This is a genomic window from Shewanella algidipiscicola (assembly GCF_003605125.1).
Taxonomy (GTDB): Bacteria; Pseudomonadota; Gammaproteobacteria; order Enterobacterales; family Shewanellaceae; genus Shewanella; species Shewanella algidipiscicola.
In genome coordinates this window covers 321,524-342,849 of the sequence record NZ_QPQT01000001.1, presented here as the reverse complement: position 1 = coordinate 342,849, position 21,326 = coordinate 321,524, and the positions used below count along the sequence as shown (strand labels likewise).

Below are 21,326 nucleotides of genomic sequence, written 5' to 3'. Positions count from 1 at the left end.
GGAGGTTAGATGCCTCCGGCTACCCGATTAGTTTAATTTACCACTTACTGTCAAAGTCATTACAGTCAGGACATGTATAAACGTATGTATCGACCCAGCTAGACATTTCACCATTTGGCCAAGATGAACCACATATCTCGCACTCCACCTCAATGTCTTCAGATTCTTCATTCCCGCAGAAAGTGCAGCGATAGCCACTAGATGAATCATCGTTAGGGATCATTAGGCTATCATGTCCACACTCAGGACAATCATAAGACTCCCAATGAACATCGTACATATGCTTAGGACGCACACCTCTGAATGCTGATTCATGAGCTTCCCTTACGTCAACACGGGCTTCTTGCAATTCATGCTCATATTCATCAGCTAACGTTTTAAATACGCCAAGCTGCTTTTCATCAATAACCTCTTCTAGCCCAATGATATCGAACACATCAGTAAACTCATCAAAACCTCGAGTTAAGCGACCAAGTGCAAGTCGTATACCCTTGGTATTCATAGAAAATTTATGGTGCTCAATATCATTTCTAAGGTTTTTCATCGCTCGAATTTCATCAGCTAAATCTGAGTCGAAGTATGCTTTGTCTGACTCCACATACGCTAGAGCATTTTCAACTAGAATAGTGTGGGGATTACTATGTCCTTTAATTGGCGAAGAAAAATCGAAGTCCTCTTCCTCTAATGCTTCGTAAGCTTCGATCAGTGATATATTGTCGGCCTTAGCTCGTTTAGATACAACCTTAAAAACATTGGAATAGATTAAGTTCTCATTCACTGTCGAGATATAATGTTTAAGGATCAATTCCATAAAATGACAAAAATTAAGTATCGCAAACTTATGCGCTCTTACATCACCAGCTTGTCCTTGTGCATATTTGTCGAGTGATTCATGCAAGCTATCCATTGCATTGCCAACAATATCTAATTCATACTTCGCCATATTCCACCTATTAAACTAACATTTTATTAGTGCGCATGCGCACATATTTGGCAAAACGCGCATGCACATTTAATAAATCTATTATTTAAAGTTTACTAAATTAAAGCTATTGATTTATAAGCACTCTATCAGAACAACGTTGGATAAACGAGCATGAAAATCTGCAAAGTGAGCATTGGCATTGGTGTTGAATCGAAAGTAATCAGTGATTGTCACTTATAGATTAGTAATAGTAGGTCAATAGTCTCGTCACTGTTCTGTACTGCTTATCGCCTGTAACTCACAAAGGGCATAACCACGTTAGCTTTTAACTCACAACTCGCACCAAGTGAAGCTAAATCGAAGAGACAGAATAACCTGGTGTAGATGCGGCTGAGGGTATCGAAAACAGGGACGTTTTCGTTAAGCGGCCATGGACGACGCAAAGCGCCCCGAAGCAGTATCTGCACATAAGGTCGTTCCGTCACATCCATGTGATCACGACATTCGTATATCCATATACATCACCGCCGCAGGCTATTAACTACAATGAAGGTTCGATTTTAAACACACTTGCCAAGCTCCCGCTAAGCCGAAGAAAAAATGCCTCAACCTTCATTCGAAGGCTAAGATACTTTTGTCCAAAAATAATTTTGCTTTTAACGGTTCTGTGGATACCAATTACGGCTAAATCGAAGAGAGTGATAAGTCGGCGTAGATGCGGCTGTGATCTTCGATTTCAGGAGTGAAATCGCAGAGCACCGAGGGATGATTCTTTTCAAAAAAGAGCGCCAGCGGTGCCGAAGAAGCACCAGTACGTAAGCATGCTGCAAGCAATTGGTTGCCATGAGCATGAGGGTTAACACTACCATTAGATAGCTGCGAATAAAAAAGGCACTCAATGAGTGCCTTTTAACGTTTAGCAAAAATTGTATTGATTAGCCGCGTTTGTCCAAATCGACAAAGCTACGCTCAGGTGAGCCTGTGTATAGCTGACGTGGACGACTGATCTTGTGACCAGGCTGATCTAGCATCTCTTTCCAGTGGGCAATCCAGCCAACAGTACGTGCCAGTGCAAATAGCACGGTAAACATACTGGTCGGGATGCCGATGGCTTTCATGATGATGCCCGAATAGAAATCGACATTCGGATACAGCTTCTTAGACACAAAGTACTCATCTTCAAGTGCAATGCGTTCAAGCTCCATCGCCACATCAAGTAGCGGATCGTTTACTTTAAGTTCGGCAAGCACTTCATGACAGGTTTCACGCATCACTTTAGCGCGTGGGTCGAAGTTCTTGTAAACGCGGTGACCAAAGCCCATTAGGCGGAAAGGATCGTCTTTATCCTTAGCGCGTGCAATAAACTCAGGGATACGATCAACTGTGCCAATCTCTTCAAGCATGTTTAAACAGGCTTCATTGGCGCCGCCGTGAGCCGGACCCCAAAGTGAGGCGATACCCGCTGCGATACACGCAAATGGGTTAGCTCCAGAAGAGCCCGCTAAACGAACAGTAGAGGTTGATGCGTTTTGTTCGTGATCGGCGTGAAGGATAAAGATACGATCCATCGCGCGTTCAACAATTGGATTTACCTTATATTCTTCGCACGGTACAGCAAACATCATGCTTAGGAAATTACCCGCGTAACTTAGGTCGTTGCGTGGATAGATAAAGGGTTGGCCAATTGAGTATTTGTAGCACATGGCTGCAATCGTTGGCATTTTAGACACTAAACGGAACGCGGCGATTTCGCGGTGATGTTCATCGTTTACGTCTAAAGAGTCTTGGTAAAACGCAGATAATGCGCCCGTCACACCACATAGCATGGCCATTGGGTGGGCGTCACGGCGGAAACCACGGAAAAACGAAGCCAGTTGCTCGTTAACCATAGTATGAGTCTTTACCGTGTAGACAAACTTATCGTATTGGGCCTTAGTGGGTAACTCACCGTAAAGCAATAGATAACAAAGATCTAAATAGTCTGATTCGACGGCTAATTCGTCGATTGCGTAACCACGGTGTAAAAGTATACCTTGGGCGCCATCAATATAAGTGATAGCTGATTCGCAGGATGCTGTCGCTAAAAATCCTGGGTCAAATGTAAAGTGACCTTTGCTACCTAGTTTGCTGATGTCGATAACATCAAATCCTGCTGTTCCTTTTTTGATAGGCAGGTCAATCGAATCGTTCCCTGGTAGTTCCAATTTGGCTATATTATCAGCCATACCCCGTTCTCCTTACTTCATTCTTATGTGAGTGCGGCTTTGTCAAACGCCAATACTTTACAGTGAATCTAGATCACATTTCAATTTAAATAAGCGTTTAAATTCGTTAGACCATGGTCTTAAATTGGCTGAAGCCCTTATCAATACAGGAACTTGGCAGATTTTTTTACCAAAAAAACAAAATTTGCATAATGTGATGTTTGTATTTGACATTTCGGCGGCGTATACTTGCCTCGGCTCGAAAGAGCTACAAACAAACCAATTCATAAACCATTTTTCACAAGCTTAATTTAGTGGTTTTTGAATTAGTTAACAGTTTGTTTAAACTTTTCTTTTGTGGCGAGACGAGGTAGTAAGTTTGCTTGCTGATCAAATTTCGTTCGAAAGGGGTTCGATAACAAAAATAATGCTCAATGGAGCAGAAGTGAGCAGAACGTGAAAAAGCAAAGACCTGTCCATCTAGATCTGCAGACCATTCGCTTTCCTGCAACAGCGATTGCGTCAATCCTACACCGTGTATCCGGTGTTATCATGCTGTTTGCCGTAGGCATTCTTATCTGGATGTTGAGTGAATCACTCGCATCTGCTGAGAGTTTCGCTGGCATACAATCTCTGTTTGATAACTTATTCGTTAAGTTTGTCGTCTGGGGAATTCTAACCGCGCTGGGTTATCATCTTGTGGTTGGCGTACGCCACCTCATCATGGATACTGGACGTTGGGAAGAGTTAGACTCAGGTAACGCTTCAGCGAAAGCCGCCTTCGTTATTGCCGCGGCACTGTCAATCATTGCGGGGATTTGGGTATGGTAACAAATGCAGCAAGTCTTGGGCGCAGTGGCGTTCATGATTTTATTCTTATTCGTGCTAGTGCAGTTATCCTTACTTGTTACACTATCTTTTTAGTAGGATTTATCGCCGCTAGTTCTCCTCTCACTTATGACGTCTGGCATGGTCTATTTAGCACTCTGCCGATGAAAGTGTTTACATTACTGGCGCTGGTTGCCTTATTAATCCACTCATGGATTGGTATTTGGCAGGTGCTGACAGACTACGTGAAATGCGTCAGTTTGCGTGGTGTACTCCAATTCGTCTTCGTCGTGGCTGCCTTCTCTTATTTGGCTGCTGGCATTGTTATTGTGTGGGGTGTTTAAGTGAGTATTCCAGTTCGTGAATTTGATGCAGTTGTTATTGGCGCAGGTGGCGCTGGTATGCGCGCTGCACTACAGATTTCTAAAGAAGGTAAAAGCTGCGCGCTGTTATCTAAAGTGTTTCCAACGCGTTCTCATACCGTGTCAGCGCAAGGTGGTATTACCGTAGCGCTGGGTAACGCCCATGAAGATCACTGGGAACAACACATGTACGATACCGTGAAAGGTTCCGATTTTATCGGTGACCAAGAAGCGATTGAATTTATGTGTAAAACCGGTCCTGAAGCCATTATCGAACTCGAGCAGATGGGTTTACCATTCTCACGTTTTGACAATGGTAAGATTTACCAGCGTCCGTTTGGTGGCCAGTCGAAGAACTTTGGTGGTGAGCAAGCGGCACGTACCGCAGCTGCAGCCGACCGTACAGGTCATGCATTATTACACTGTCTTTATCAGCAGAACGTTAAGCACAAGACTGAAGTGTTCTCTGAGTGGTATGCACTGGATCTAGTCAAGAATGATGACGGCGCGATTGTCGGTTGTACTGCAATCGAAATCGAAACTGGTGAAATCGTTTATTTCAAAGCCAAGGCCACGATTCTCGCGACCGGTGGAGCAGGGCGTATCTACGCTTCTACCACTAACGCACACATTAATACTGGTGACGGTATTGGTATGGCGATGCGCGCTGGCGTGCAGATGCAAGACATGGAGATGTGGCAGTTCCACCCAACAGGTATTGCTGGCGCCGGTGTTTTGGTGACCGAAGGTTGCCGTGGTGAAGGCGGATACCTGCTCAACAAAGACGGTGAGCGTTTCATGGAGCGTTATGCACCAAACGCGAAAGATTTGGCATCACGTGACGTAGTTGCACGTTCAATGATGACTGAAATTCGTGAAGGTCGTGGCCTCGATGGTCCATTAGGGCCACACTGTCTGTTGAAACTTGACCACTTAGGTAAAGAAACCTTAGAAGCGCGTCTTCCGGGTGTGTGTGAACTGTCTCGTACCTTTGCTCACATCGATCCCGCCGATGGTCCAATCCCAGTTTTACCGACCTGTCACTATATGATGGGTGGTTTACCTGCGAAAGTCAGCGGTCAAGTGATTCGTAAGAATGAAGATGGCAGTGAGCAAGATGTTGTTGGCTTATTTGCCGTCGGTGAAATTGCCTGTGTATCCGTACACGGTGCAAACCGCTTAGGTGGTAACTCACTACTCGACTTAGTGGTATTTGGTCGTGCTGCGGGTCAACACTTAGGAAAAGCGCTTGACGCCACTGCCGATCCAAAAGATGCGACAGATGCCGATATCGCTAAGTCGCTTGAGCGCCTAAACCGTTGGGAAAACAATAAGGACGGTGAAGATCCAGCCACAATCCGTAAAGATCTGCAGTTATGTATGCAGCTTAATTTCTCGGTATTCCGTAGCGGTGATGCTATGGCTGAAGGTCTGGCTGAACTTAAGGCTATTCGCGACCGTTTGGCTAATGCTAAGCTGTCTGACAACTCACAAGAGTTCAATACGCAACGTATCGAATGTCTTGAGCTAGACAATTTAATGGCAACGGCGTTAGCCACAGCCTATGCAGCAAACTACCGTACTGAAAGTCGTGGTGCGCATTCACGTGAAGATTACCTTGAGCGTGATGATGAAAACTGGCTGTGTCACAGTCTGTTTGACCCAGTGACTGAGCAGATGACTAAGCGTGATGTGAACATGGAGCCCAAGCTTCGTGCCGCGTTCCCGCCAATCAAGCGTACTTACTAAGGACTGTCAGATGAATTTAAAGATTGCTATTTATCGCTATAATCCTGACGTAGACACTAAGCCTTACATGAAGGATTACACGTTGGAAGTGGCTGACGGTACCGATATGATGGTGCTTGATGTACTGATGCAACTTAAAGTGCAAGATCCAACATTGGCGTTCCGCCGTTCATGCCGTGAAGGTGTGTGTGGTAGTGATGGTGTCAACATGAACGGTAAGAACGGTCTGGCGTGTATCACGCCAATATCGACCTTTAAGGGTAAGACTATTGAGATCCGTCCACTACCAGGCATGCCTGTGGTACGTGATCTGATTGTCGATTTGACTCAGTTCTACAAACAGTACGAAAAGATTAAACCTTATTTGATTAACGATGAAAAAGCGCCTGCGCGTGAACATCTGCAATCACCTGAAGAACGTGCACACTTAGATGGTCTATACGAGTGTATTATGTGTGCTTGTTGTTCTACAGCCTGTCCATCGTTTTGGTGGAACCCAGACAAGTTTATCGGTCCAAGTGGCCTATTACATGCTTATCGATTCCTTATCGATAGCCGTGATACCGCGACTGAAGAGCGTTTGTCTGAGCTTGATGATGCATACAGCGTATTCCGTTGCCATGGCATCATGAACTGTGTGGATGTTTGTCCGAAAGGATTGAATCCGACTAAAGCCATTGGACACATTAAGTCAATGTTGCTTAAGAGAGCAGTGTAAATGCAACAACTTGAGCTGATTCTAATAATGATATAGCTCATGAAGAGTCACTTCTTCTTTGAGAGGAAGTGGCTCTTTTATGTAATGGAACTACACATGTGCCGTACAATCTGGATTCTCGGGGCGGCAGATAGATTGCAATTGCAGTGCGATTAACTGGGATTGCATTTTTAAGACTTTGGCTAAACACGTGTATAAAGTTTGAAAGGAATAGAAATGCACCAAGGCATCATGAAAGCCTGGCTCGATTCGTCTCACTTAAGTGGTGCGAACTCGACCTATGTAGAAGAGATGTATGAAGCCTATCAAGAAGACCCACAGTCAGTATCAGACGACTGGCGCGCGGTATTTGATAACCTCCCATATGCCAACGGCGCAACAGATGCGCCCGAAGCTGCCCACTCAAAAGTACGTGAATATTTTCGTAGTTTAGCATTAGAAGGCCGCCATAAGAGCTCAGCTCGTATTACCGACCCTGATGTGGATGCTAAACAAGTTAAAGTCCTACAGTTGATCAACGCTCACCGTTTCCGCGGTCACCAGAATGCGAATCTGGATCCCCTCGGTTTATGGAAGCGTGAAACCGTCACTGAACTGGACCCAGCCTTCCACGGGTTAACTAGCGATGATATGGAGCGTGAATTCAACACAGGTTCATTTGCTCACGGTGGCGACACCATGAAGCTAGGTGATCTTGTGAATGCACTGAAAGCCACCTATTGTGGTGCTATCGGCGCTGAATACATGCATATCACAGATACCGATGAGAAACGTTGGATCCAACAACGTTTGGAGCCATCCTTAGGTAGAGCTAATTACGATAAATCCACCAAACTCCGTATTCTCGAAGGCCTTAACGCCGCCGAAGGTATGGAAAAATACCTCGGCGCCAAGTTCCCCGGTGCTAAGCGCTTCTCACTAGAGGGCGGTGACGCACTCGTGCCTATGATGCGTGAAATCATCTATCGTGGTGGCCAAGCCGGTACCAAAGAGATGGTCGTAGGTATGGCTCACCGTGGTCGTTTAAACCTACTGGTTAACATTCTCGGTAAAAAACCGTCAGAGCTGTTCGATGAGTTTGCTGGTAAGCACAGCGACGAATTACATGGTTCAGGCGACGTTAAGTATCACCAAGGTTTCTCCTCTGATTTTGAAACGCCAGGTGGCAATGTTCATCTAGCCCTTGCGTTCAACCCATCGCACCTTGAGATCGTTAACCCTGTGGTGATGGGCTCTGTTAGAGCACGTCTCGATCGCCGTGGTTGTAAAACAGGTCTGCAAGTGATGCCCATCACCATCCATGGTGACAGTGCTATTGCAGGTCAGGGGATAGTACAAGAGACATTTAATATGTCTCAAACCCGTGCCTTTAAAGTGGGCGGCAGTATTCGTATCGTGGTCAATAACCAAGTGGGCTTTACCACTAACTTGACTGAAGATACTCGCTCAACAGAATACTGTACCGATATCGCTAAGATGGTGCAGGCGCCTATTTTCCACGTTAATGCTGATGATCCTGAAGCGGTAGCCTTTATTGCGCAGCTGGCGGTTGATTACCGTAACGAGTTTAAGCGTGATGTGGTTATCGATCTGGTTTGTTATCGTCGTCATGGCCATAATGAGGCCGATGAGCCAAGCGCAACGCAGCCATTAATGTATGCCAAGATTAAAAAGCATCCTACGCCGCGTAAGATTTATGCCGATCGTCTTATCGAAGACAATACGTTAGCCGCTGATGAAGTCACAGGCTTGATCAACGACTACCGTGATGCGTTAGATAAAGGTGATTGCGTCGTTAAAGAGTGGCGCCCAATGACGCTACATACGGTTGACTGGACGCCTTACCTTAATCGCGAATGGGATGAAACCTACCCAGGTGAAATGTCTATCGAGCGTCTGCAAAATCTGGCTGACAAGTTAAGCTATGTGCCTGAAAATCACAAGTTACAGTCACGTGTCGCCAAGATTTATAAAGACCGCGTTGCCATGGCAAAGGGTGAAAAGCTGCTTGACTGGGGTTTTGCTGAAACCTTAGCTTACGGCTCAATCCTTGAAGATAACAAGCGTGTGCGTATTACGGGTCAAGACTCAGGACGCGGCACCTTTTTCCATCGCCATGCAGTATTGCACAATCAAAACGATGCTACGGCTTATCTGCCACTGCGTAATGTGGCTGACGAGCAAGGCCCTATCGATATCTCCGATTCGGTATTGTCTGAAGCGTCAGTACTCGCGTTTGAATATGGCTACGCCACAGCCGAGCCTGGCGGATTAACGCTTTGGGAAGCCCAGTTTGGTGACTTCGCTAACTGCGCGCAGGTAGTGATTGACCAGTTCTTGTCATCGGGTGAGCAAAAATGGGGCCGCCTATGTGGCTTAACCATGCTGTTGCCACACGGTTATGAGGGGCAAGGTCCAGAGCATTCCAGTGCGCGTCTAGAACGTTTCTTGCAACTTTGTGCTAACCACAATATGCAAGTGTGCGTGCCATCAACGCCTGCGCAGGTTTATCACATGCTGCGTCGCCAAGTGGTACGTCCTATGCGTCGTCCACTGGTGGTCATGTCGCCTAAATCTCTACTGCGTCATCCGTTAGCTGTCTCGAGTATGGAAGAGCTTGCTACTGGCACTTTCCAAAACGTGATTGCAGAGATCGATGAGCAAGATAGCAGCAAGGTGGATCGCGTCGTGTTCTGTAGTGGTAAGGTGTACTTTGAGCTGCTTGAAAAGCGTCGCAAAGAGAATCTTACCAATATCGCCCTGATCCGTGTCGAGCAATTGTATCCGTTCCCACATGAGGACATGGTACAAATCCTGGCGCAATATCAGCACGTTAAAGATTTCGTTTGGTGTCAGGAAGAGCCGCAGAACCAAGGTGCCTGGTATTGTAGCCAACACCATTTCTGGGCGGCGATTCCAGCAGGCGCACAGTTAACCTACGCTGGCCGTGAAGCATCTGCTGCCCCGGCTTGTGGTTACCCAGCACTGCATGCTCAGCAGCAAGAATCTCTAATAAATAGCGCATTAAAACTGTAGTAATTGATAATTTAAAAAGGATAGCTTTCCATGAGTATCGAAATCAAGGTACCCGTACTGCCAGAATCAGTTGCTGATGCAACCATCGCCACTTGGCACGTTAAAGCTGGCGAGCAAGTGACTCGTGATCAAAACTTGGTTGATATCGAAACCGATAAAGTGGTACTTGAAGTGGTTGCGCCAGAAGATGGTTCAATCGTTGAGTTTCTAGCCGAAGAAGGCGACACCGTTCTAGGTGAAGCTGTGATTGCTAAATTTGTTGCTGGCGCGGTTGCCGGTCAAGAAGTGACTAAGGCGCAAGCCGAAGCACCACAAGAAGCAGCAAGTGATGAGTCAAACGATGCGCTAAGCCCATCAGTCCGTCGTTTAATCGCCGAGCATAATGTTGATGCGGCTAAAGTTAAAGGCACTGGCGTGGGTGGACGTATCACTAAAGAAGACGTTGAAGCCTTCGTGAAATCTGCACCTGCAGCTAAGCCTGCATCAGCGCCGGCTGCTGTTGTTGCGCCTTTAGGTGAGCGCAGTCAAAAACGTGTTCCTATGACACGTCTACGTAAGACTATTGCCAATCGTCTACTTGAAGCGAAGAACTCAACAGCCATGTTGACCACCTTCAACGAAGTGAACATGAAGCCTATCATGGACATTCGTAAGCAGTATCAAGAGGTGTTCGAGAAGCGTCATGGTATTCGTCTAGGCTTTATGTCTTTCTACGTCAAAGCCGTGACCGAAGCGCTAAAACGTTTCCCTGAAGTCAACGCCTCTATCGATGGTGATGATCTTGTTTATCATAACTATTTCGATGTGAGTATCGCAGTTTCGACGCCACGTGGTTTGGTGACGCCAGTACTGCGTGACACAGATACCATGAGCCTAGCTGATATCGAACGTAACGTGCGTGAATTGGCGCTTAAAGGCCGTGACGGTAAGCTGACGGTTGAAGATATGACTGGCGGTAACTTTACCGTGACTAACGGTGGGGTGTTTGGCTCGCTAATGTCGACGCCTATTTTGAACCTGCCACAAAGTGCGATTTTGGGCATGCATGCCATCAAAGATCGCCCAATGGCAGTGAATGGTCAGGTTGAAATCCTGCCTATGATGTACCTTGCACTCTCTTACGACCACCGCATCATCGATGGCCGTGAGTCTGTTGGCTTCTTGGTTGCCATTAAGGACTTCCTCGAAGACCCAACTCGTCTACTACTCGACCTGTAAGACGACGTTGATTCGATGTCCATCGCTTTGGTGGGCATCACCCTCGCTACTGGCTCCTATGAGCTGGTTGGATTTGATAAGAAGTATACGGATAGATCATCATGAATTTGCATGAGTATCAGGCAAAATCCCTATTTGCCGAATATGGTTTACCAGTGTCAGAAGGTTTTGCTTGTGATACCCCTCAAGAAGCGGTAGAAGCGGCAGGCCATATTGGCGGTGATATGTGGGTTGTTAAGTGTCAAGTACACGCAGGCGGCCGTGGTAAAGCAGGTGGCGTTAAAGTTACCGGCGATAAAGAAGAGATTAGAGCATTCGCTGAAAATTGGTTAGGTAAGAACCTTGTGACTTACCAAACTGACGAAAAAGGTCAGCCAGTTGCTAAAATCTTAGTCGAAAGCTGCACCGATATCGCTAACGAACTTTACCTTGGCGCTGTTGTTGACCGTGCGACTCGTCGCGTGGTGTTTATGGCATCAACTGAAGGTGGTGTTGAGATTGAGACTGTGGCTGAAGAAACGCCAGAGCTTATTCACAAAGCCATTATCGATCCGCTAACGGGTCCACAGCCTTACCAAGCACGTGATCTTGGCTTCAAGTTGGGTTTAAACCCAACACAAATGAAGCAGTTCACTAAAGTGTTCATGGGTCTGGCTAAGATGTTTAACGACCATGATTTCGCACTGCTTGAGATCAACCCGCTGGTTATCACCACCGAAGGCAACATTCACTGCCTAGACGGTAAGATAGGTATCGATGGCAACGCATTATTCCGCCAACCAAAAATCCGCGACATGCACGATCCATCACAAGATGACGCGCGTGAAGCACATGCGGCTAAATTTGAGCTTAACTATGTTGCCCTAGACGGTAACGTAGGTTGCATGGTAAACGGTGCTGGCCTAGCAATGGGTACAATGGACATCGTTAACCTACACGGCGGCAAGCCAGCTAACTTCCTAGACGTTGGCGGCGGAGCGACTAAAGAGCGCGTAGCTGAAGCATTTAAGATCATTTTGTCTGACGACAACGTTAAAGCGGTTCTTGTGAACATCTTTGGCGGTATCGTACGTTGTGACATGATTGCCGAAGGCATCATTGGCGCAGTGAAAGAAGTGGGTGTTGAAGTGCCAGTGGTTGTTCGTCTTGAAGGTACTAACGCTGATCTCGGTCGCGAAGTATTGGCTAACTCTGGTCTTGACATTATTGCAGCCGAGTCACTTACTGACGCTGCTGTTAAAGTTGTTGCTGCTGCGGAGGGCAAATAATGTCTGTATTAATCAATAAAGATACCAAGGTCATTTGCCAAGGTTTCACTGGTGGTCAAGGTACTTTCCATTCTGAGCAAGCTATCGCGTATGGCACTCAAATGGTTGGTGGTGTTTCTCCAGGAAAAGGCGGTCAGGTTCACTTAGGTCTGCCCGTATTTAATACTGTTAAAGACGCAGTGGCTGAAACGGGCGCAACAGCAACCGTTATCTATGTACCAGCCCCTTTCTGTAAAGATGCCATTCTTGAAGCTATCGACGGCGGCATCGAGCTAATCGTTTGTATTACTGAAGGCATTCCTACTCTGGATATGCTGCAAGTTAAGGTTAAGCTTGAAGAGACTGGCGTTCGCATGATCGGTCCTAACTGCCCAGGTGTTATCACCCCGGGTGAATGTAAGATTGGTATCATGCCTGGTCACATCCACAAGCCTGGTAAAGTCGGCATTGTTTCTCGCTCTGGTACGCTAACGTACGAAGCGGTTAAGCAAACCACTGACGAAGGTTTCGGCCAATCAACTTGTGTTGGTATTGGTGGTGACCCAATTCCTGGCACTAACTTCATCGACGTATTGGAAATGTTCCAAAACGATCCACAAACTGAAGCCATCGTGATGATTGGTGAAATTGGTGGTACGGCTGAAGAAGAAGCGGCTGAATATATCAAAGCTAACGTGACTAAGCCTGTTGTCTCTTACATTGCTGGTGTGACTGCACCAGAAGGTAAGCGCATGGGTCACGCAGGTGCGATCATCGCTGGTGGTAAAGGTACTGCAGAAGATAAGTTTGCAGCACTAGAAGCCGCAGGCGTAACTACCGTACGTTCACTTGCTGATATCGGCAGTGCACTACGTACTAAAACAGGTTGGTAATCTTACCCACTTGTAAAAAGGCGCCTTAGGGCGCTTTTTTTGTGGGTTATTTTTGATCGTTTAGCGGGATAACCCACGGCTAAAGCCATTACACGCCGGTATTTTGCCTCTGTTTTGTCAGTTGTTATGTCAGTTAATCGTGCCATGTTTTATATCAGGCTGTCATATAACTGTATTTATATAAAAACGCATTTTTTTGCTGCTAAAAATTATTGAATAGCAAAAATTCCTATGATAAAAATTGCCGCGAAAAAGAGACGACATGATGTCAGTGGGCGTCAGGTCATCGTCCCAATTAACGTGTTATCCAAATGCAATGAAGGAGAGATATTATGAAGCAGCTGTTTGGCGCAATGATAGCTTGTACTTTATGCCTTGGTGCGACTCACTCTTTTGCACATGAGAAGCCCCCCGCCGATGCTAAACCGCTTTCTGAAGTGATAAAAGCATTAGAAGCGCAAGGCTATTCGCCCATTACTGAAGTCTCTGTTAAAAGAGGCCAGTGGGAAGTGGAAGCTTACAAAGATGGGGTAGAGCGTGAACTGCGCATCGATCCCATTGATGGTAAAGTTATTTCAGATAGATTAGACGATTAAGCCGAGGTCATGTCTGGGTAAATTTGGCTTTAAAGTGTCAGTAACACGTTTTTGATAAGCACAGTCATGCCGAGGGTGACCGCCACGTTTAGGCATTGTCTTCTTAGGCCTATGCATTGACTCCTCAAATGTGAAAAGCAACCAATGAAAAAGGGATCCTAGGATCCCTTTTTCATATCAGCTCTTGAGCCTTGGGGCTATCAAGATAAAGCTGCGATTAATTTAGCAATATCGCCTCTGGCCTGTTAACCATTAAGCATCGCCGTGATCGCACTCATCATTAGTGCAAACCCCGTAGAGATAGAGGCTATGATTGGTTAATTTAATATTGTGTTTCATCGCGATTTCATCTTGACGACGTTCAATCATGTCATCAGAAAATTCAATCACCTTGCCGCAAGATAAACAGACTAAGTGATCGTGATGATGTTGTGATGATAATTCGAAAACCGCTTTGCCGCTCTCGAAGTGATGCCTAGTGACAATGCCTGCATCATCAAATTGATTTAATACACGATAAACGGTGGCTAACCCAATTTCTTCACCAATATCGAGTAGCTTTTTATATAGTTCTTCTGCACCGATATGTTGATTTTCGGGTCCTTGCATCAGTTCGAGGATCTTGACTCGTGGTAAGGTGACCTTTAATCCCGCTTTCTTTAGCGCTTGATTTCCATCTGTCATTATAAATCTCTTGATTGCAGAACCATTAGCAAAGCCAATAGAGGTTCAGTTGTTGATATTGGGAACCATTATAGGGTCTGAATTTAAAAACTTAAACCTTTGATCTTGCATATTGTTCGCTTAGGCAGCAAATAGACAATAATAGGCTGTTTTGTTGTAAAAAATAATGAATTTTACACATACTTTTTATAGTGTTATTTATACTTATGCCCAATACAGCTCACCAGTGAGTTCTGGCAGGCTTACATTAAACATCCGTGTATTGGCATATGGCACAGAGTCAGTATTGAGCTAACGATAACAAGAATAAGGAAAGCAGATGTATCGGCAGATCGTGATATTAACCGGGGCAGGCATCTCGGCCGAGTCGGGGCTCAGAACCTTTAGGGATCAAGACGGGCTGTGGGAAGAGCATAAAATCGAAGATGTGGCGACCCCAGAAGGATACGCGCGTGATCCTGAAATGGTAGAGCGCTTTTATAATGAACGCTGGCAGCAGCTGCATGATGGCCATATCGAACCTAATGAGGCACATAAGGCGCTCGCCAGGCTCGAACAAGAGTTTGATGGCCAGCTACTTGTAGTGACGCAAAATATTGATGACTTGCATGAAAGGGCGGGGTCTCGCCGCTTACTGCATATGCACGGCGAGCTCACTAAAGGCCGCTGTCCGCGTTCACAACAGACCTTTCTATTGACAGATCATTTTGGGGTAAACCATACCTGCACCTGTTGCATACCGGCCCAGCGCCTGCGGCCTCATGTGGTGTGGTTTGGTGAAATGCCTATCGGACTAGACCGTATTCAACATGCACTGGACACCTGTGATCTATTTATTGCCATCGGCACCTCGGGGACGGTTTATCCGGCAGCCGGATTTGTCGACACGGCTAACCATCATGGCGCACAAACGGTTGAAGTCAATATTATGCCCGCCGATCGCCACAGTCAGTTTCAATATCATCTGCAGGATAAGGCCAGCCGCATTTTGCCGCACCTGGTGGATACGATTTTGCGTGGTGACAAGATTAACGATGAGCTAATAGGTGCGCCGCAGTAATGCAATTAGATATAGAGCTTGATACAAGCACCGCGCTTGATGGGATGCTGGCCAGTCAGAATGTTCAGGCTGACAAGTTAGCGATTATCATGCGCGGCTTGCCTGGTAGCGGTAAAAGTTATTGGGTCGAGCAGTTTATTGCAGCGCAGCCTCCGGCAGTAGCGCAACAAATAAGGCAGCGGGGTTATTTTTCGACCGATAACTTATTTTATCAACAGGGGCAGTACCAGTTTAATGCCAGTCGGTTGAGTGAATACCATCAACGTAATTTAACCCTGTTTATTCAGGCGTTGGCACGGAGTGAGCCGATTGTTATCTGTGATAATACCAATATGGCCTATTGGGAATACATGGCCTACGACGCGGCAGCAAAGGCGCTAGGGTATCGGGTGCGTATTGTGTTAATTGGCAAGCCGCTGAATGATGCGCATCAGCAAATGTGCGCCGAGCGTAATCAGCATGGGGTGGGATTAAAGCAAATTTGCGCTATGGCCAAACAATTTGAAGATTTTTAAATCGGCACGTCTGGTGGCTGCATTGCAGCATGAATATAACAACTGAGATAAGGACGTGCCGTTTGACGGGTAAATTAACATTAGCGTTATTGAGCGACTTTCACTGCAGCGCGGCGCAGCAAGCCATCGCCTGCGTGTTGGATGCGTTAACAGAGGCTCATTTGCCTCGCGTAGCTCCTATTAAAGTGGGTTACCTTGCCTCTGCGCATGAGCCTGAACGGGATTATTACAGGCAAACCCAAGTGGCCTATGCTGCACTCGGCGCTGAGCTTTGCTGTTATACCGACCTGCAACAAGACTATTCAGCGTCCGCATTACAGGCTTTATGCCAATGTGATGCGATTCATCTTGCTGGCGGTGACACCTTTGCGTTTCTTGCCGCTATACAGCAGCGCGGTGCGATGGAGTGCTTGCAAGCCTTTGCGGCAAAGGGGGCGGCAATGATCGGCTTAAGCGCCGGAGCGATGTTAATGACACCAAACATTACTTCAGCCTCTTTATGTGGCGATCACAACCAAGTGCAACTGGACAACTTGTCGGCGTTAGGCTTATTACCCTACCAATTTGTTCCCCATGTTGATTTTAGCCAGCATGGGGTCGATATCAGCGTCGCGGCGGCTCAGCTTATCGCGTCACAAGAATTGGCTCAATATCCGCTAATTTTATGCGCCGATAGTGATGCTCTGGTCTATCGAGAACAGCAGCTAATCGGTTTTGGTCAACCGTTATTGTTTGACGGTGTAGCCTTGATGGCGCTCACTTAATGATTGCCGATAACTTGATCTTATGCCTAGCTTTTATCGATAGCCTTTCATTGGCACTTTTAATTTAAGTTTTTGATTTTTAATGGTGTAAATTTTTACCGTTCAAATTCGCTTGTCTTTATCGTGGCAGGTGTCCTCTCTTTATCTGCCAGCAATTTTTTTGGCCATTCATGCACATTACGCCAAAGTGTAAATCCAGACTGACAAAACCTTAGACTAAAGTTATACCATTTTGGCGAGTTAACACTTGCTTTACGTTCGCGTAAACGTCACAGTGATATTATTTGAAATTGATCACAGTTCGTCACGTGGTATCAACATGTGGTTCGAGCAAAAAATACCGAGATGGAGCGGAAGATGACTAACGAGCAAACAAATCAAGATATCGTGATTGTGGCAGCTAAGCGCACGCCAATGGGCGGCTTTCAAGGCGCACTGTCGAGCGTGGCATCGCCAACACTGGCAGCCACAGCCATCAAAGGCTTGATGGATTTCACTCAGCTTGCAGGCAATGATGTTGATGAAGTGCTCATGGGGTGTGTTTTACCAGCGGGTCTTGGTCAAGCGCCGGCCCGTCAAGCCACTTTAGGCGCCGATTTGCCATTATCTGTGGGCGCCACCACAGTCAATAAAGTCTGTGGCTCTGGGATGAAAACGGTGATGTTAGCCCATGATCTAATTAAAGCAGGCAGTGCCAATGTTGTTATCGCCGGCGGCATGGAGAGCATGAGTCAAGCGCCTTACCTACTGGATAAAGCCCGTGGTGGCATGCGTATGGGACACGGTAAAGTGATGGATCACATGTTCCTCGATGGCCTTGAAGATGCCTATACCGGCGGGGCTATGGGCACCTTTGCCCAAAAGACCGCCGATGATTTTTCTATTAGCCGTGAAGCGATGGATAACTTTGCCCTAAGTTCACTGCAAAAAGCCAATGCGGCGATTGAAGCTGGGGCGTTTAAAGCTGAGATTACCCCAGTAACAGTAAGTAGTCGTCGTGGCGATCTGGTTATCGACACCGATGAGCAACCCGGTAATGCCCGTCCTGAAAAGATCCCCACACTGCGCCCCGCATTTGCCAAGGACGGTACTATCACGGCGGCCAACTCCAGCTCAATTTCCGATGGCGCGGCGGCACTCATGCTCATGACCCGTGAGCAAGCCAAGCTGCGGGGGCTTGAGGTGCTGGCAACTATCAAAGGTCATACGACTCATGCCCAAGAGCCATCGATGTTTACGACAGCCCCAGTCGGCGCCATGACTAAGTTGCTCGACAACGTCAGCTGGAATAAAGCCGATGTTGATCTCTTTGAGATCAACGAAGCCTTTGCCATGGTCACCATGCTCGCCATTTCAGAACTCGGATTGGATGAAGCTAAAGTTAACGTTAACGGCGGCGCCTGCGCGCTCGGACACCCGATAGGCTGCTCTGGTGCGCGGGTACTGGTTACCTTAATCCATGCCTTAAAGGCTAAAGGGCTTAAGCGTGGTGTGGCATCTTTATGTATCGGTGGTGGTGAAGCTACTGCGATGGCGATTGAAATTTAATCCATTTGCTCGGGCTAATCATCTGTTAGCCCATTGGCAAAACCTCTGTTAACGGTGTGAGTTTTTAGTTGTCACTTACATTTTTGTCTTAGTTAAAAAGATCTTAGGAAAGCAATATGACGATTCAAGTTAAACATTACATCGATGGTGAATTTACTTTAGGCCAAGGAACGCAGCAGATCTCGGTAACTAATCCGGCCAATAATGCAGTGATAGCGACCATTAATGCGGCAACGCCATCAGAAGTGGAAACGGCCATTGCCAGTGCGAAACACGCCTTTGCTACCTGGAAAGAGGTGCCAGTATCAGAGCGTGCGCGGGTCATGTTTCGCTATCAACATCTGCTAAAAGCCCATCATGATGAAATTGCCACGATTCTAGCTCAAGAAACAGGGAAAACCTTTGAAGATGCCAAAGGCGATGTGTGGCGCGGCATCGAAGTGGCTGAGCATGCCTGCAACATTGCTAACCTCATCATGGGCGAAACCGTTGAAAATGTGGCGCGCAGCATCGATACCTATAGCTATACCCAGCCTTTGGGGGTTTGCGCCGGTATCACGCCGTTTAACTTTCCCGCGATGATCCCATTATGGATGTTCCCTTTGGCGATCGCCTGCGGTAATACCTTTGTGCTTAAGCCGTCGGAGCAAGATCCGATGACGCCACAGCGTCTTGTAGAACTGTTTGAAGAAGCGGGCGCGCCCAAAGGGGTGTTGCAGCTCGTTCATGGCGATAAAACCGCGGTCGATGTACTGCTGACCCATCAAGATATTAAAGCCATTTCTTTTGTTGGGTCCGTTGGCGTTGGGCAATACATCTACAAGACGGGTACCGACAATCTTAAACGTGTGCAAGCGTTCGCCGGCGCTAAAAACCACTGCGTGATCATGCCTGATGCCAATAAACAGCAAGTGATTAATAACTTAGTCGGTGCATCGGTTGGTGCTGCGGGGCAGCGCTGTATGGCGCTGTCGGTGGCGGTATTTGTCGGTGAAGCGAAAAACTGGATCCCCGAGCTGCGTGATGCTATCGCAAAGGTGAGACCCGGCTTATGGGATGATAAAGAGGCTGCCTATGGCCCCGTTATCAGCCCCGCCGCGAAAGCGCGCGTATTGAAATTAATTGCTCAAGGCAAAGCAGAGGGCGCCGAATGTTTACTCGATGGCAGCGATTTTACGGTCGAAGGCTATGAGAGTGGTAACTGGGTTGGCCCGACCATGTTCACCAATGTGACCACGGACATGAGTATCTACCAAGAGGAGATCTTTGGTCCCGTGCTGTGCTGCATGGAAAGTGACACCCTTGAAGAGGCGATTGAGATAGTCAACGCCAGCCCTTACGGCAACGGTACCTCTATCTTTACGGCTAGCGGCGCGGCGGCGCGTAAGTATCAGCATAATATTGAAGTGGGTCAGGTGGGAATTAACGTGCCAATTCCTGTGCCACTGCCTTTCTTCTCATTTACCGGCTGGAAAGGCAGTTTCTATGGCGATCAGCACGCCTACGGTAAGCAGGCGGTGCGTTTCTACACTGAGACTAAGACCATCACCGCACGCTGGTTTGAGTCGGACATCTCAGATGCTGAGCATCACGCGCCGAATATGACCATAGCATTAAAATAGGTGAGCCTTGCGTGGGAGGCTGCCGAGCTGTTTGTGTGGGGGCTAAGTTTCTGCTTAGCCCCCATGGCGTAAGGCGCTGCTTGGGCACAACCCTTAACCTTATATTCTACAATCAACAAGCAATGCACCAATATAATCAAGTCGTTAACCAGCAATATAACGGCGAATAATCACAGGTGCACAAGGAGTTAATCAGATGGATTTTAATCTGAATGAAGACCAACGTCAGTTTGCCGAGCTGGCAACCCAATTTGCCAATGAAGAGTTGGCTCCCTTTGCCGCTAAATGGGATGAAGAACATTACTTCCCAAAAGAGGTGATTCAAAAAGCCGGCGAGCTGGGCTTTTGTGCTTTGTATTCGCCAGAATCGGAAGGCGGCATGGGATTATCTCGCCTCGACTCATCGATTATTTTCGAGCAGTTATCTATGGGCTGCACCGCCACCACGGCGATGTTGACTATTCATAATATGGCCACTTGGATGATCACCAGCTTTGGCTCGCAAACCCTGCGCGATGAGTGGTCAGCGCCATTAACCACAGGCGAAAAACTGGCCTCTTATTGTTTAACTGAGGCGGGCGCGGGCAGTGATGCGGCGTCACTCAAAACCAAAGCTATTCGTGAAGGCGATGAATACGTGATCTCTGGCGCTAAGATGTTTATCTCTGGCGCAGGCGCAACCGAAATGTTGGTTGTGATGTGCCGCACCGGTGAAGCCGGTCCTAAGGGGATCTCCGCCATTGCCGTACCAGCAGATGCTGCAGGGATTAGTTACGGTAAAGCCGAAGATAAGATGGGCTGGAACGCTCAGCCAACCCGTGAGATTACCTTCGATAATGTACGAGTGCCTGTGAGCAATCTGTTAGGCGAAGAGGGACAAGGTTTTACGTTTGCCATGAAGGGCTTAGATGGCGGCCGCATCAATATTGCCACCTGCTCAGTGGGCACGGCGCAAGCGGCGCTGGCGCGCGCCACCCAATATCTGAACGAGCGCCAACAGTTTGGTAAGCCGATTGCGGCGTTTCAAGCGCTGCAGTTCAAGTTAGCCGATATGGCGACCGAGTTGGTTGCCGCAAGGCAAATGGTGCGTTTAGCCGCTTTTAAACTCGACAGTGGCGATCCTGAAGCGACCGCTTATTGCGCCATGGCAAAACGGTTTGCCACCGATATCGGCTTTAGCGTTTGCGATAGTGCTTTGCAGCTTCACGGCGGTTACGGTTATATCCGCGAATACCCATTAGAGCGCCATTTCCGCGATGTGCGCGTGCATCAAATACTTGAAGGCACCAATGAAATCATGCGGTTGATCATTGCCCGTCGTTTGCTCGATGAGAATGCAAACCCAATCCTGTAATTG

18 protein-coding genes are annotated in these 21,326 nt (G+C 47.2%); 15 read left to right on the top strand and 3 right to left on the bottom strand.

Annotated elements, in window-relative coordinates; all coding sequences use genetic code 11:
• Positions 1-37: 37 nt before the first annotated feature.
• Positions 38-943: a hypothetical protein gene (locus DVO77_RS01475; RefSeq protein ID WP_119977004.1), complete on the bottom strand. Its 906-nt coding sequence runs from the start codon at positions 941-943 to the stop codon at positions 38-40.
• 917 nt (positions 944-1,860) lie between these two features.
• The gene (locus tag DVO77_RS01470) at positions 1,861-3,150 is read right to left on the bottom strand and encodes a citrate synthase (protein WP_110458170.1); all 1,290 of its coding nucleotides are present in this window, start codon (positions 3,148-3,150) and stop codon (positions 1,861-1,863) included.
• 435 nt (positions 3,151-3,585) lie between these two features.
• Here DVO77_RS01470 and sdhC point away from each other — a divergent pair, with 435 nt between their 5' ends.
• From sdhC to DVO77_RS01425, 9 genes are all read left to right on the top strand, one after another.
• Positions 3,586-3,960 (top strand): succinate dehydrogenase cytochrome b556 subunit, encoded by a 375-nt coding sequence (gene sdhC / locus DVO77_RS01465; protein ID WP_110458169.1) that lies wholly within the window; start codon positions 3,586-3,588, stop codon positions 3,958-3,960.
• On the top strand, positions 3,954-4,301 hold the full coding sequence (sdhD, locus tag DVO77_RS01460) for a succinate dehydrogenase, hydrophobic membrane anchor protein (protein WP_110458168.1): 348 nt from the start codon (positions 3,954-3,956) through the stop codon (positions 4,299-4,301). Before sdhC ends, sdhD begins: the two co-directional genes overlap by 7 nt.
• Entirely contained in the window at positions 4,302-6,068 is a 1,767-nt protein-coding gene (gene sdhA, locus DVO77_RS01455; RefSeq protein WP_119977003.1) for a succinate dehydrogenase flavoprotein subunit, read from the top strand.
• Between the two features lie 10 nt (positions 6,069-6,078).
• The gene (locus DVO77_RS01450) at positions 6,079-6,786 is read left to right on the top strand and encodes a succinate dehydrogenase iron-sulfur subunit (protein WP_110458166.1); all 708 of its coding nucleotides are present in this window, start codon (positions 6,079-6,081) and stop codon (positions 6,784-6,786) included.
• A gap of 216 nt (positions 6,787-7,002) precedes the next feature.
• On the top strand, positions 7,003-9,822 hold the full coding sequence (sucA, locus tag DVO77_RS01445) for a 2-oxoglutarate dehydrogenase E1 component (RefSeq protein WP_110458165.1): 2,820 nt from the start codon (positions 7,003-7,005) through the stop codon (positions 9,820-9,822).
• A gap of 30 nt (positions 9,823-9,852) precedes the next feature.
• Positions 9,853-11,040 (top strand): 2-oxoglutarate dehydrogenase complex dihydrolipoyllysine-residue succinyltransferase, encoded by a 1,188-nt coding sequence (odhB, locus tag DVO77_RS01440; protein WP_110458164.1) that lies wholly within the window; start codon positions 9,853-9,855, stop codon positions 11,038-11,040.
• Positions 11,041-11,141: 101 nt separating this feature from the next.
• Complete coding sequence (sucC, locus tag DVO77_RS01435; protein WP_110458163.1) at positions 11,142-12,308, top strand: ADP-forming succinate--CoA ligase subunit beta; 1,167 nt, start codon at positions 11,142-11,144, stop codon at positions 12,306-12,308.
• Positions 12,308-13,180: a succinate--CoA ligase subunit alpha gene (gene sucD / locus DVO77_RS01430; protein WP_110458162.1), complete on the top strand. Its 873-nt coding sequence runs from the start codon at positions 12,308-12,310 to the stop codon at positions 13,178-13,180. The genes sucC and sucD overlap by 1 nt, the downstream gene beginning before the upstream one ends.
• A gap of 332 nt (positions 13,181-13,512) precedes the next feature.
• Entirely contained in the window at positions 13,513-13,776 is a 264-nt protein-coding gene (locus DVO77_RS01425) for a PepSY domain-containing protein (RefSeq protein ID WP_119977002.1), read from the top strand.
• 252 nt (positions 13,777-14,028) lie between these two features.
• On the opposite strand, the gene fur is transcribed toward DVO77_RS01425, so the two are convergent.
• Positions 14,029-14,460 carry a ferric iron uptake transcriptional regulator gene (fur, locus tag DVO77_RS01420; RefSeq protein WP_110458160.1) on the bottom strand — a complete coding sequence of 144 codons (432 nt, stop codon included), beginning with the start codon at positions 14,458-14,460 and terminating at the stop codon, positions 14,029-14,031.
• A gap of 319 nt (positions 14,461-14,779) precedes the next feature.
• On the opposite strand from fur, the gene cobB reads away from it, so the two are divergent.
• The 6 genes from cobB to DVO77_RS01390 all read left to right on the top strand — a co-directional run bounded on the left by cobB (position 14,780) and on the right by DVO77_RS01390 (position 21,323).
• Positions 14,780-15,520: a Sir2 family NAD+-dependent deacetylase gene (gene cobB / locus DVO77_RS01415; protein WP_110458159.1), complete on the top strand. Its 741-nt coding sequence runs from the start codon at positions 14,780-14,782 to the stop codon at positions 15,518-15,520.
• 44 nt (positions 15,521-15,564) lie between these two features.
• Positions 15,565-16,035, top strand: a complete 471-nt coding sequence (locus DVO77_RS01410; protein WP_119977093.1) for an AAA family ATPase — start codon at positions 15,565-15,567, stop codon at positions 16,033-16,035.
• Between the two features lie 62 nt (positions 16,036-16,097).
• Entirely contained in the window at positions 16,098-16,799 is a 702-nt protein-coding gene (locus tag DVO77_RS01405) for a Type 1 glutamine amidotransferase-like domain-containing protein (RefSeq protein ID WP_162924121.1), read from the top strand.
• A 357-nt stretch (positions 16,800-17,156) separates the two neighbouring features.
• The gene (locus DVO77_RS01400; RefSeq protein WP_119977000.1) at positions 17,157-18,347 is read left to right on the top strand and encodes a thiolase family protein; all 1,191 of its coding nucleotides are present in this window, start codon (positions 17,157-17,159) and stop codon (positions 18,345-18,347) included.
• Between the two features lie 116 nt (positions 18,348-18,463).
• On the top strand, positions 18,464-19,969 hold the full coding sequence (locus DVO77_RS01395; RefSeq protein ID WP_110458156.1) for a CoA-acylating methylmalonate-semialdehyde dehydrogenase: 1,506 nt from the start codon (positions 18,464-18,466) through the stop codon (positions 19,967-19,969).
• Positions 19,970-20,165: 196 nt separating this feature from the next.
• Complete coding sequence (locus tag DVO77_RS01390) at positions 20,166-21,323, top strand: acyl-CoA dehydrogenase family protein (protein ID WP_119976999.1); 1,158 nt, start codon at positions 20,166-20,168, stop codon at positions 21,321-21,323.
• Positions 21,324-21,326 lie beyond the last annotated feature (3 nt).

Coding starts and splice junctions, on each gene's coding strand:
- sucC (WP_110458163.1), top strand. CDS start 11,142: ATGAATTTGCATGAGTATCAGGCAAAATCCCTATTTGCCGAATATGGT.
- sdhD (WP_110458168.1), top strand. CDS start 3,954: ATGGTAACAAATGCAGCAAGTCTTGGGCGCAGTGGCGTTCATGATTTT.
- cobB (WP_110458159.1), top strand. CDS start 14,780: ATGTATCGGCAGATCGTGATATTAACCGGGGCAGGCATCTCGGCCGAG.
- fur (WP_110458160.1), bottom strand. CDS start 14,460: ATGACAGATGGAAATCAAGCGCTAAAGAAAGCGGGATTAAAGGTCACC.
- DVO77_RS01390 (WP_119976999.1), top strand. CDS start 20,166: ATGGATTTTAATCTGAATGAAGACCAACGTCAGTTTGCCGAGCTGGCA.
- DVO77_RS01450 (WP_110458166.1), top strand. CDS start 6,079: ATGAATTTAAAGATTGCTATTTATCGCTATAATCCTGACGTAGACACT.
- DVO77_RS01470 (WP_110458170.1), bottom strand. CDS start 3,150: ATGGCTGATAATATAGCCAAATTGGAACTACCAGGGAACGATTCGATT.
- DVO77_RS01475 (WP_119977004.1), bottom strand. CDS start 943: ATGGCGAAGTATGAATTAGATATTGTTGGCAATGCAATGGATAGCTTG.
- odhB (WP_110458164.1), top strand. CDS start 9,853: ATGAGTATCGAAATCAAGGTACCCGTACTGCCAGAATCAGTTGCTGAT.
- sucD (WP_110458162.1), top strand. CDS start 12,308: ATGTCTGTATTAATCAATAAAGATACCAAGGTCATTTGCCAAGGTTTC.
- DVO77_RS01425 (WP_119977002.1), top strand. CDS start 13,513: ATGAAGCAGCTGTTTGGCGCAATGATAGCTTGTACTTTATGCCTTGGT.
- DVO77_RS01395 (WP_110458156.1), top strand. CDS start 18,464: ATGACGATTCAAGTTAAACATTACATCGATGGTGAATTTACTTTAGGC.
- sucA (WP_110458165.1), top strand. CDS start 7,003: ATGCACCAAGGCATCATGAAAGCCTGGCTCGATTCGTCTCACTTAAGT.
- DVO77_RS01410 (WP_119977093.1), top strand. CDS start 15,565: ATGCTGGCCAGTCAGAATGTTCAGGCTGACAAGTTAGCGATTATCATG.
- DVO77_RS01400 (WP_119977000.1), top strand. CDS start 17,157: ATGACTAACGAGCAAACAAATCAAGATATCGTGATTGTGGCAGCTAAG.